General features: G+C 61.2%; 18 protein-coding genes and 1 pseudogene. 18 read left to right on the top strand and 1 reads right to left on the bottom strand.

Annotated features, from left to right (window positions below):
• Nucleotides 1-622: 622 nt before the first annotated feature.
• Nucleotides 623-862: a hypothetical protein gene (locus QZ307_RS09780; protein WP_295999355.1), complete on the bottom strand. Its 240-nt coding sequence runs from the start codon at nt 860-862 to the stop codon at nt 623-625.
• Nucleotides 863-1,183: 321 nt separating this feature from the next.
• Between QZ307_RS09780 and rplB the strand changes: the two genes are divergently transcribed.
• From rplB to QZ307_RS09690, 18 genes and pseudogenes are all read left to right on the top strand, one after another.
• Nucleotides 1,184-2,014, top strand: a complete 831-nt coding sequence (gene rplB / locus QZ307_RS09775; RefSeq protein ID WP_275206774.1) for a 50S ribosomal protein L2 — start codon at nt 1,184-1,186, stop codon at nt 2,012-2,014.
• Between the two features lie 20 nt (nt 2,015-2,034).
• Complete coding sequence (rpsS, locus tag QZ307_RS09770; protein ID WP_016309218.1) at nt 2,035-2,307, top strand: 30S ribosomal protein S19; 273 nt, start codon at nt 2,035-2,037, stop codon at nt 2,305-2,307.
• Nucleotides 2,308-2,321: 14 nt separating this feature from the next.
• Nucleotides 2,322-2,663: a 50S ribosomal protein L22 gene (gene rplV, locus QZ307_RS09765; RefSeq protein ID WP_275206776.1), complete on the top strand. Its 342-nt coding sequence runs from the start codon at nt 2,322-2,324 to the stop codon at nt 2,661-2,663.
• A 4-nt stretch (nt 2,664-2,667) separates the two neighbouring features.
• Entirely contained in the window at nt 2,668-3,381 is a 714-nt protein-coding gene (gene rpsC, locus QZ307_RS09760; RefSeq protein ID WP_275206778.1) for a 30S ribosomal protein S3, read from the top strand.
• A complete protein-coding gene (gene rplP / locus QZ307_RS09755) occupies nt 3,381-3,803 on the top strand; it encodes a 50S ribosomal protein L16 (RefSeq protein ID WP_275206779.1) in 423 nt (140 codons plus the stop codon). The genes rpsC and rplP overlap by 1 nt, the downstream gene beginning before the upstream one ends.
• Nucleotides 3,803-3,997 carry a 50S ribosomal protein L29 gene (rpmC, locus tag QZ307_RS09750; protein ID WP_275206780.1) on the top strand — a complete coding sequence of 65 codons (195 nt, stop codon included), beginning with the start codon at nt 3,803-3,805 and terminating at the stop codon, nt 3,995-3,997. The genes rplP and rpmC overlap by 1 nt, the downstream gene beginning before the upstream one ends.
• 20 nt (nt 3,998-4,017) lie before the next feature.
• The gene (gene rpsQ, locus QZ307_RS09745) at nt 4,018-4,278 is read left to right on the top strand and encodes a 30S ribosomal protein S17 (RefSeq protein ID WP_275206781.1); all 261 of its coding nucleotides are present in this window, start codon (nt 4,018-4,020) and stop codon (nt 4,276-4,278) included.
• Nucleotides 4,279-4,324: 46 nt separating this feature from the next.
• The gene (gene rplN, locus QZ307_RS09740) at nt 4,325-4,693 is read left to right on the top strand and encodes a 50S ribosomal protein L14 (protein WP_275206782.1); all 369 of its coding nucleotides are present in this window, start codon (nt 4,325-4,327) and stop codon (nt 4,691-4,693) included.
• A 28-nt stretch (nt 4,694-4,721) separates the two neighbouring features.
• Nucleotides 4,722-5,042: a 50S ribosomal protein L24 gene (rplX, locus tag QZ307_RS09735; protein WP_275206911.1), complete on the top strand. Its 321-nt coding sequence runs from the start codon at nt 4,722-4,724 to the stop codon at nt 5,040-5,042.
• 172 nt (nt 5,043-5,214) lie between these two features.
• On the top strand, nt 5,215-5,763 hold the full coding sequence (rplE, locus tag QZ307_RS09730) for a 50S ribosomal protein L5 (RefSeq protein ID WP_275206783.1): 549 nt from the start codon (nt 5,215-5,217) through the stop codon (nt 5,761-5,763).
• A 97-nt stretch (nt 5,764-5,860) separates the two neighbouring features.
• A complete protein-coding gene (locus QZ307_RS09725; protein ID WP_275206784.1) occupies nt 5,861-6,046 on the top strand; it encodes a type Z 30S ribosomal protein S14 in 186 nt (61 codons plus the stop codon).
• A 108-nt stretch (nt 6,047-6,154) separates the two neighbouring features.
• Nucleotides 6,155-6,553, top strand: a complete 399-nt coding sequence (rpsH, locus tag QZ307_RS09720; RefSeq protein WP_275206785.1) for a 30S ribosomal protein S8 — start codon at nt 6,155-6,157, stop codon at nt 6,551-6,553.
• 18 nt (nt 6,554-6,571) lie between these two features.
• Nucleotides 6,572-7,111 (top strand): 50S ribosomal protein L6, encoded by a 540-nt coding sequence (gene rplF, locus QZ307_RS09715; RefSeq protein ID WP_275206786.1) that lies wholly within the window; start codon nt 6,572-6,574, stop codon nt 7,109-7,111.
• Between the two features lie 35 nt (nt 7,112-7,146).
• Nucleotides 7,147-7,515 (top strand): 50S ribosomal protein L18, encoded by a 369-nt coding sequence (gene rplR, locus QZ307_RS09710; protein WP_295999340.1) that lies wholly within the window; start codon nt 7,147-7,149, stop codon nt 7,513-7,515.
• Between the two features lie 15 nt (nt 7,516-7,530).
• Nucleotides 7,531-8,055 (top strand): 30S ribosomal protein S5, encoded by a 525-nt coding sequence (gene rpsE, locus QZ307_RS09705; protein ID WP_295999337.1) that lies wholly within the window; start codon nt 7,531-7,533, stop codon nt 8,053-8,055.
• The gene (gene rpmD / locus QZ307_RS09700) at nt 8,055-8,246 is read left to right on the top strand and encodes a 50S ribosomal protein L30 (RefSeq protein WP_275206791.1); all 192 of its coding nucleotides are present in this window, start codon (nt 8,055-8,057) and stop codon (nt 8,244-8,246) included. Before rpsE ends, rpmD begins: the two co-directional genes overlap by 1 nt.
• A gap of 148 nt (nt 8,247-8,394) precedes the next feature.
• Nucleotides 8,395-8,844: a 50S ribosomal protein L15 gene (gene rplO / locus QZ307_RS09695; RefSeq protein WP_295999334.1), complete on the top strand. Its 450-nt coding sequence runs from the start codon at nt 8,395-8,397 to the stop codon at nt 8,842-8,844.
• A pseudogene (locus tag QZ307_RS09690) lies at nt 8,838-9,199 on the top strand (preprotein translocase subunit SecY); the annotation flags it as partial. The gene rplO and the pseudogene QZ307_RS09690, both read left to right, overlap by 7 nt.

Below are 9,199 nucleotides of genomic sequence, written 5' to 3'. Positions count from 1 at the left end.
GCCGGCCGCACCGACCTCATCGGCTGGGACGAGAAAGCCCTCATCCGCCCCAAGCGCCCGAAGGCACAGGACGGTGCAGGGGAGGGCGAGAGAGGGTCCCGCGCTAAAAGTGGAGGCGCTAGAAAGCGCGCAGGTGCGGGAAAGCGTTCGGGTGCAGCCGCCGAACGGGGCGCCAACGCTACGAGCGGTCGCGCCGGCGACCGGCGAGCAAAGGGTTCGAGTGCAGCTTCTGAGCGAGGTGCCAAAGAAAGCCGTCAAACGGAGCGGCCGGCGGCTGGTAAGGGACGAAAGCGCGATCAGCGCGATACGGCCCCCGCCGCGAAGGGCTTCCCGAGCCCGGCCTGCTCGCAGCGCCCTGGCAAACCCCCGAAGGCCAACGGCCGCAAAGGCGGCATACGCAAAGGACGGTAGGCGTTGAGCGGCCGCGTGTTGTATTCCAGCTCTTGGATTAGCTGGTGGCTGGACTTCACTTTTGTGGCAGAGGAGGACCCGGTCGTTCTGGATCGGTCTTGAAAGAGAAGTATGGCGGGATCTGCGTGGGCGACAAGAGAGGGCTGGTCAATCAGCGGGTGTTTTCCATCGACGTTGTATCAACAATAGATTTTTAGCCAAATAGGAGGCGTTATCCGTCGATTTCCTGGTCAATCGAGAGGCGTTTTCCGCAACCCTTTTTATAGTGCCTGGTCAGCGGCTCATGACTTTTTCGATTCTGCTGAAGAAAGGCTCGAATCGTCGGAAAACGCTGCTTAATTGGCCAAAAAGTCCAAGAAAAAGGGCTCTCGATGGAAAACACCTTCTGATTGACCACGTTTTGCTGATGCTGATGGAAAACACCCTCCCGTTGACCACGCTCCGCACCCACCGGCACCCCCTCCTCGCCCTGTATGTGCGGGAAATGTGGCGTTTACCGAGCTGCAAAAATTTTCCTTGAGCCTCGAAACTTGCACACCTATAATGCTTCTTTGCGTCTGTGTGCCTATGGATACACCCGGGCGCGTGGTTAGACGGCGTCGCAGCGTAGAGCCTCCATCTGCGTTGATCGGCAATCGCTTGACCACTATTAGTAGGGGATGCCCGGTGTGCGGAGAGGCGCGCGAGCGGGTGTCCGAGGAAGCGGGTACGTGTCGTTTCTTGCCGTTACCAGGAAGCGCCGCCAAGCCCGGAAGTAAGAAAGGTTGTTACTGTGGGAATCAAACAGTACAAGCCGACGTCCCCTGGCCGACGTTTCCAGACGGTCTCTGACTTCGCAGAGATCACCACGTCCACGCCGGAGAAGTCGCTGCTTGCCCCGAAGCCGAAGAAGGCCGGCCGCAACATGTACGGCCGCATCACCACCCGTCATCAGGGTGGCGGTACGAAACAGCGTTATCGTATCATCGACTTCAAGCGCAACAAGGATGGTATCCCCGCTCGCGTGGCCACCATCGAGTACGATCCCAACCGCTCCGCCCGTATTGCCCTTCTGCACTACATCGATGGTGAGAAGCGCTACATCATTCACCCGAAGGGTCTGAAGGTGGGCGACATCGTTCTGAGCGGCCCCGACGCCGACATCAAGCCGGGCAACGCCATGCCTCTGGCCAACATCCCCGTCGGTACGCTCATCCACAACGTGGAGCTCCAGCCGGGCAAGGGCGCTGCTATCGCCCGTTCCGCCGGCACCTCCATCCAGCTCATGGGTAAGGAAGGCGGCTACGCCATCCTCCGTATGCCCTCTTCCGAGATGCGTCGCGTGCTCATCACCTGCCGCGCCACCATCGGCGAGGTGGGCAACGCCGAGCACTCCAACATCAAGATCGGCAAGGCCGGCCGTAACCGCTGGAAGGGCATCCGTCCCTCCGTCCGCGGTACGGTTATGAACCCGGTTGACCACCCGCACGGCGGCGGCGAGGGCAAGAACAAGTCCGCTGGTCGTCACCCGGTCACCCCGTGGGGCGTTCCCACCAAGGGCCATCGCACCCGCAACCCGAAGAAGGCCTCCAGCCGTCTCATCATCCGTCGTCGCAAGAAGTAGCGGAAACTTAAGGAGTCATAGTGAGCAGAAGTTTGAAAAAGGGTCCTTTCGTAGAACCGCGTCTTCTTGCCCGCATCGAGGCAATGAACGCGGCAGGCGAAAAGAACGTCATCAAGACCTGGTCCCGCGCCAGCACCATCTTCCCGGAGATGGTGGGTCACACCATCGCCGTGTACGATGGTCGCAAGCACGTGCCGGTCTATATTACCGAGTCTATGGTTGGCCACAAGCTGGGCGAGTTCAGCCCTACCCGCACCTTCAAGGGTCATGCGGCCGACAAGAAGAAGCGATAGGACGGGTGTGAATTATGGAAACTAAGGCTGTATCGCGTTACGTCCGTATCGCTCCCCGCAAGGCCCGCATCGTGGTCGACCTGATCCGCGGCAAGTCCGTGCCTCAGGCCCGCGAGATCCTGGCCTTCTGCGAGCGCGCCGCCGCTGAGACCGTCGCCAAGACGATGAACTCCGCCGTGGCCAACGCCGAGCACAACAATCACCTTCGTGGCGACAACCTGGTCGTGAAGACGGCCTACGTCGACGAGGGTCCCACCCTGAAGCGCATTCGTCCCCGCGCCAAGGGTTCGGCTTCGCGCATCAACAAGCGCACCTGCCACATCACCATCGTCGTCGCACCCCGAGAGGAGGCATAAATCCATGGGTCAGAAAGTAAGCCCTACCGGATTCCGCCTCGGTATCACCGAGGATTGGCGCAGCCGCTGGTACGCCGGCAAAGACTACGCCAAGACGCTTGAGAACGACCTTGCCATCCGCAAGTTCCTCGACAAGCAGCTCGCCCGTGCCTCCGTGTCTCGCGTGGACATCGAGCGCGCTGGCGACAAGATCAAGGTCACCATCACCACCGCCCGTCCCGGCGTGGTCATCGGCAAGAAGGGCGCCGAGATCGACGCCCTGCGCAAGAAGCTCGAGAAGGTGGCCAACGGCCCCGTCTCCATCGACGTGGTCGAGGTGAAGCGCCCCGAGCTGGACGCCAACCTCATCGCCCAGTCCGTGGCCGAGCAGCTCGAGGGCCGCGTGGCCTTCCGTCGCGCCATGCGCAAGGCTGTGCAGTCCGCCATGAAGTCCGGCGCCAAGGGTATCCGTATCCAGTGCTCCGGTCGTCTGGGCGGCGCCGAGATGAGCCGCCGCGAGTGGTACCGCGAGGGTCGCGTGCCGCTGCACACCCTCCGTGCGAAGATCGACTACGGCTTCGCCACCGCCGCCACCACCATGGGCTCCATCGGTGTGCAGGTGTGGGTGTACCACGGTGAGGTTCTGCCGGGCCAGAAGGCTCCGCAGCCCGCACTCGAGGGCTCTTCCCGCCCGAACCGTTCCCGTCGTAACGACCGTCGCGAGAGGGGTGACAAGTAATGCTCGTACCTAAGCGCGTAAAGCACCGCAAGGTGCAGCGTGGTTCCATGAAGGGCAAGGCCAAGGGCGGCACCCGTCTGAACCACGGCGAGTATGGCATCCAGGCCCTCGAGGCCCATTGGATCACCAACCGTCAGATCGAGGCTGCTCGTATCGCCATGACCCGTCACATGAAGCGTGGCGGCAAGGTGTGGATCACGATCTTCCCCGATAAGCCCATTACCTCGAAGCCGGCCGAAACCCGCATGGGTTCCGGTAAGGGCAACCCCGAGGGCTGGGTAGCTGTGGTCAAGCCGGGCCGCATCATGTTCGAGATCGCCGGCGTCGACGACGAAACCGCCCGCGAGGCTCTGCGTCTGGCCATCAACAAGCTGCCCATCAAGTGCAAGATCGTCACTCGTGAAACGGAGGGGCAGGCATAATGAAAGCAGCAGAGATTCGTGAACTTTCTGCCGAAGACCTGCAGGTGAAGCTGAAGGAGGCTCGTGCCGAGCTCTTCAATCTCCGCTTCCAGATGGCCACTAGTCAGCTGGACAACACGGCCCGTGTGAAGCAGGTTAAGAAGGATATCGCGCGCATCCAGACTGAGATGCGAGCTCGTGAGCTGAGCGCGTAGCTTAAGAAAGGTGCAAGAATATGACTGAAGAGCGCAATCTGCGTAAGATCCGTCAAGGGGTCGTGGTCAGCGATAAGAACGACAAGACCATCGTTGTCATGGTCGAGGAGCGCAAGCCCCATCCGGTCTACGGCAAGATGATGACCACCACCAAGAAGTTCCATGCCCATGACGAGAACAACGAAGCCGGCGTCGGCGACACCGTTCAGATCATGGAGACGCGTCCGCTGTCCAAGATGAAGCGCTGGCGTCTGCTGAAGATCGTCGAGAAGGCCAAATAGTTTGGGCTGTGCGCCAAGCTATTAGTAAGGAAAGTAGGAACATCACATGATTCAGATGCAATCCATGCTCGCCGTGGCCGACAACTCCGGCGCTCGCAAGGTGCAGTGCATCAAGGTCCTGGGCGGCTCCAAGCGCCGTTACGCGGGCCTCGGTGACGTGATCATCTGCAGCGTCAAGGAAGCGATGCCCAACGGCAACGTCAAGAAGGGCGAGGTCGTGCGCTGCGTGATCGTGCGCGTGAAGAAGGAAGTCCGTCGTCCCGACGGCTCCTACATCCGCTTCGACCAGAACGCGGCCGTGCTGATCAACAACGACGGCTCCCCCCGCGGCACCCGTATCTTTGGGCCTGTTGCCCGCGAGCTGCGTGACAAGAAGTACATGAAGATCGTGTCTCTGGCACCGGAAACGCTGTAGGGGAGGTGTCAGAATGGCTCAGAACAAGATGACGATCCGCAAGGGCGACACCGTCAAGGTGATCTCCGGCAAGGACCGCGGCAAGACCGGCAAGGTGCTGCGCTCGGTTCCCGAGAAGTCCCGCGTGGTGGTCGAGAAGGTGAACATGGTCAAGAAGGCCATGCGCCCCACCCAGCAGAATCCCCAGGGCGGCATTTCCACGGTTGAGGCTCCCATTCACGTGTCCAACGTGATGCTGGTGTGCCCCAGCTGCAACGAGGCCACCCGCGTGGCCCGTCGCCGCGAGGACGGCAAGCTTGTCCGCGTCTGCAAGAAGTGCGGCAAGGACATCCCCGCCGTTACCGAGTAAGTTTTTACCGAAAATCCGTCCGTTCTTTGGAGCGGACGGATTTTCTCTTGGATAAAGCCCCGCAGTGTGGGACAATATCCAATCGCGCGTCAAGCGCCATGGCCCTGGGAAGGTCCCAGGGACACCGGGTCGGAAATCCGGTGTTTAATCCATCGAAGAAAGGCTTTATGACATGGCTACTCCTCGTCTGAAGGAAAAGTACCAGAAGGAAGTTGTTCCGGCTCTCGTCGAGCAGCTCGGCATCAAGAACATCAACTGCGTGCCGAAGCTCGAGAAGATCGTGGTGAACATGGGCGTGGGCGCCGCCGCTGGCGACTCCAAGCTCCTCGATGCCGCTATGAACGACATGCGCATCATCACCGGTCAGCAGCCCTGCGTCACCCGCGCCAAGAAGTCCATCGCCGGCTTCCATGTGCGTGAGGGCCAGGCCATCGGCTGCAAGGTCACCCTGCGCGGCGACCGCATGTGGGAGTTCATGGACCGTCTTCTGGCTACCGCCCTTCCCCGCGTGCGCGACTTCCGCGGTATTTCGCCGAAGAGCTTCGACGGTCGTGGCAACTACACGCTCGGCATCACCGAGCAGCTCATCTTCCCGGAGATCGAGTACGACAAGATCGACCGCACCCGTGGTATGGATATCACCTTTGTCACCAATGCCGGTGAGAACGAGGGTGCCTTCGCGCTCCTGAGCGCCCTGGGCTTCCCGTTCAAGAGCAAGTAAACCGACAGCCCTCGTCCGAGGGCTTTGTCGCGTAACCTCGGTATTTAGGCCTGCACGGAAAGGTTGCGGGCCTGGATAAATAAGAAAGAAGGAATGCATGGCTAAGAAATCGATGATCGCCAAAGCCAAGCGTGAGCCGAAGTTCTCGACGCGTCAGCATAACCGCTGCACCCGTTGCGGACGCCCCCGCGCTTACTATCGCAAGTTCGGCCTGTGCCGTATCTGCTTGCGTGAATTGGCCAACAAAGGCGAGCTGCCCGGCGTGACCAAAGCTTCCTGGTAGGAAACAAGGCTCACGTAATCGGGTGTGCCCGATGCTAAAGGCGGAGGCGCTATGGGCGCCGACGAACCGAGCGTCGAGGTTCATCACGGATCAAAGGAGAAAACACACATGACAATGACCGACCCCATCGCAGATATGCTTACGCGTGTGCGTAACGCCCAATCTGCCGGCAAGGACACGGTTTCCATGCCGACGAGCAAGAAGCTGGTCGAGATCGCGCGCATCATGGAGCAGGAAGGCTACGTGCAGCGCTACGACGTGATCGACGGCGAGCCCCGTGGCACCCTTGAGATCACCCTCAAGTACGGCCCGAAGAAGGCCAAGACCATCCGCGGCATCAAGCGCATCTCCAAGCCCGGTCTGCGCATTTATGCCGGCAAGGACGATCTGCCCCGCGTGCTCGGTGGCCTGGGCACGGCAATTATTTCGACAAGCCGCGGCGTTATGACCGACCGCGATGCCCGCAAAGAGGGCATCGGCGGCGAGGTCATCGCCTACATCTGGTAGGAAAGGGAGGAAGCGCATATGTCTCGTATCGGCAAGATGCCCATCGCCGTTCCTGCCGGCGTCGATGTGACCATTGACGGCAACACCGTGACGGTGAAGGGCCCCAAGGGCGAACTGACCCGCACGTTCCAGCCGTCCATGACCATCACCCGCGAGGGCGATGATCTGATCGTTACCCGTCCCGACGACACCCGCGAGTCCAAGGCCTATCATGGCCTCACTCGCTCGCTCCTCGCCAACATGGTCGAGGGCGTGTCCCAGGGCTTCTCCAAGAAGCTCCAGCTCGTCGGCGTCGGCTACCGTGCTGCTCTCAAGGGCAAGGACCTCGAGATGCAGCTGGGCTTCTCCCATCCCGTTCTGGTGGAGGCTCCCGAAGGCATCACCTTCGAGGTTCCCTCCCAGACCGAGATCGTGGTATCCGGCCCCAGCAAGGAAGCCGTCGGCCAGGTTGCTGCGAACATCCGCAAGTGGCGCAAGCCGGAGCCCTACAAGGGCAAGGGCATTCGCTACGAGGGCGAGCATGTCCGTCGCAAGGCCGGCAAGGCTGGCAAAGACTAAGTGCCTATTCGGTAGCTGATTGAAGGGATTAACCTATGAATAAGCAACAGAAGAAACAGGCCGGTCTTGCCCGTCGCCACCGTCGCGTGCGCGGTAAGATTTCCGGCACTGCTGCTCGTCCGCGCCTCTGCGTGACCCGCAGCAACAGCAACATCTATGCTCAGGTCATCGACGATGTGAGCCACACCACCATCTGCGGCGTGTCCACGCTCGGCCCGGCCTTCAAGGCCACGGGCAAGAACGGCGCCACCGTAGAGGGCGCTGCCGAGCTCGGCACCATCGTATCCAAGTTGGCTCAGGAAAACGGCGTGACGGAAGTTGTATTCGACCGTGGCGGCCACCTGTATCACGGTCGCGTCAAGGCTCTGGCCGACGCTGCCCGTGAAGCAGGTTTGAAATTCTAGAAGGGGTTTTAGCTTATGGCTCGTAAACAACAGGAAAGCACCGTCCCTGAGCTTCAGGAGCGCGTCGTTTTCATCAACCGCGTTGCCAAGACCGTCAAGGGCGGTCGCCGCATGCAGCTGACGGCCCTCGTGGTCGTGGGCGACGGCAACGGTCGCGTGGGCGTGGGCATGGGCAAGTCCCAGGAAGTTCCCACCGCCATCAAGAAGGGCGTCGAGGACGCGAAGAAGAATATGTTCACCGTTCCCGTGACCGCTGAGGGCTCCGTGCCCCACGAGATCCTGGGCGAGTACGGTGCCGGCCGCGTGCTGATCAAGCCCGCTGTTCCCGGTACTGGCGTGCTGGCCGGCGGTCCCGTTCGTGCCATCATGGAGCTTGCCGGCGTGCAGAACGTCATCACCAAGTCTCTGGGCACCAACAACGCCATGAACATTGTGAAGGCCGCCGCTGCGGGTCTCCAGAACATGGAGAGCCCGGCTGAGGTCGCCGAGCGCCGCGGCATTTCCGTGGCCCAGATGTTCGGCGGGAAGGAGCAGAACTAATGGCTGAGGCAAAGAAGACGCTGCGTCTGACCCAGGTCAAGAGCGCCATCGGTCGCGCCCCGAACCAGGGCCGCACCCTGAAGGCTCTGGGTCTGCACCACATCGGCGACACCTGCGAGCAGGTGGACAACGAGAGCATCCGCGGCATGATTTTCACCGTGAAGCATCTCATCACCGTCGAGGAAATCTAAATCCTCGCACCCACATTAGATGGATTTCGGCGTGTCCGCAAGGGCACGCCGTTGCCATGATACAAGGAAGTTTGTCGGCGGCGAGCTGCCGACGCCGATCAGGGAAAAGGAAATACCTGGTCGGAAAGCGAAAAGGAGAATGAATTACATGGAACTCAAGGATCTGCGCCCTGCCGAGGGATCGACGAAGAACCGCAAGCGCGTGGGCCGTGGCCCGGCGTCCGGCACCGGCAAGACCGCCGGCCGCGGTATGAACGGCCAGAAGTCCCGTGCCGGTGGCGGCAAGGGTGCCGGCTTCGAGGGCGGCCAGACGCCGCTCGCTCGTCGTCTGCCGAAGCTGCCGGGCTTCCGCAACATCAACCGCGTTGAGTACCTGCCCGTGAACGTGAGCCGTCTCGAGGCCAAGTTCGAGGCCGGCGACGTGGTCGATGGCGAGTCTTTGAAGGCCAAGGGCATTATCAAGCATGCCGATGCTCTGGTGAAGGTGCTGGGCGACGGTGAGATCACCAAGGCCCTCACGGTGCGTGTTGACAAAGTGTCCGCTTCCGCCAAGGCCAAGATCGAGGCGGCCGGAGGAAAGGTCGAAGAGCCTTGCTAAGCTCAATTATTGACGCATTCAAGGTTCCGGAGCTGCGTAAGAAGATCCTCTTCACGCTGGCTATTCTTGCGCTTTACCGCTTCGGTGCCTACGTGCCGGTACCGGGCATTCCGTTCCACGAGTTCGCCTCGGCGTTCCAGGACACGGGTGTGGCCATGACCATGCTCGACCTGTTCACCGGCGGCGCGCTGTCGAACTTCTCGGTGTTCTCGCTCGGCATCATGCCCTACATCACCGCATCCATCATCATGCAGCTGATGCAGGGCGTTATCCCCGCCGTGGGCCGCTGGGCCCGCGAGGGCGATACGGGCCGCCGCAAGATCACCCAGGTGACCCGCTACCTGACGCTGGGCCT

The organism is uncultured Adlercreutzia sp. (assembly GCA_910585575.1).
GTDB lineage: Bacteria > Actinomycetota > Coriobacteriia > Coriobacteriales > Eggerthellaceae > Adlercreutzia.
The sequence above is the reverse complement of the archived record's forward strand: the minus strand, read 5'-3'. Positions and strand labels throughout refer to the sequence as shown.

What these genes read in the sequence shown, in the direction of transcription:
- rplR (WP_295999340.1), top strand. Translation starts at nt 7,147, where the DNA reads ATGAATAAGCAACAGAAGAAACAGGCCGGTCTTGCCCGTCGCCACCGT.
- rplE (WP_275206783.1), top strand. Translation starts at nt 5,215, where the DNA reads ATGGCTACTCCTCGTCTGAAGGAAAAGTACCAGAAGGAAGTTGTTCCG.
- rplO (WP_295999334.1), top strand. Translation starts at nt 8,395, where the DNA reads ATGGAACTCAAGGATCTGCGCCCTGCCGAGGGATCGACGAAGAACCGC.
- rplV (WP_275206776.1), top strand. Translation starts at nt 2,322, where the DNA reads ATGGAAACTAAGGCTGTATCGCGTTACGTCCGTATCGCTCCCCGCAAG.
- rplX (WP_275206911.1), top strand. Translation starts at nt 4,722, where the DNA reads ATGACGATCCGCAAGGGCGACACCGTCAAGGTGATCTCCGGCAAGGAC.
- rpmC (WP_275206780.1), top strand. Translation starts at nt 3,803, where the DNA reads ATGAAAGCAGCAGAGATTCGTGAACTTTCTGCCGAAGACCTGCAGGTG.
- rpsC (WP_275206778.1), top strand. Translation starts at nt 2,668, where the DNA reads ATGGGTCAGAAAGTAAGCCCTACCGGATTCCGCCTCGGTATCACCGAG.
- rpsH (WP_275206785.1), top strand. Translation starts at nt 6,155, where the DNA reads ATGACAATGACCGACCCCATCGCAGATATGCTTACGCGTGTGCGTAAC.
- rpsE (WP_295999337.1), top strand. Translation starts at nt 7,531, where the DNA reads ATGGCTCGTAAACAACAGGAAAGCACCGTCCCTGAGCTTCAGGAGCGC.
- rpmD (WP_275206791.1), top strand. Translation starts at nt 8,055, where the DNA reads ATGGCTGAGGCAAAGAAGACGCTGCGTCTGACCCAGGTCAAGAGCGCC.
- QZ307_RS09725 (WP_275206784.1), top strand. Translation starts at nt 5,861, where the DNA reads ATGGCTAAGAAATCGATGATCGCCAAAGCCAAGCGTGAGCCGAAGTTC.
- rplN (WP_275206782.1), top strand. Translation starts at nt 4,325, where the DNA reads ATGATTCAGATGCAATCCATGCTCGCCGTGGCCGACAACTCCGGCGCT.
- rplP (WP_275206779.1), top strand. Translation starts at nt 3,381, where the DNA reads ATGCTCGTACCTAAGCGCGTAAAGCACCGCAAGGTGCAGCGTGGTTCC.
- rplF (WP_275206786.1), top strand. Translation starts at nt 6,572, where the DNA reads ATGTCTCGTATCGGCAAGATGCCCATCGCCGTTCCTGCCGGCGTCGAT.
- rpsQ (WP_275206781.1), top strand. Translation starts at nt 4,018, where the DNA reads ATGACTGAAGAGCGCAATCTGCGTAAGATCCGTCAAGGGGTCGTGGTC.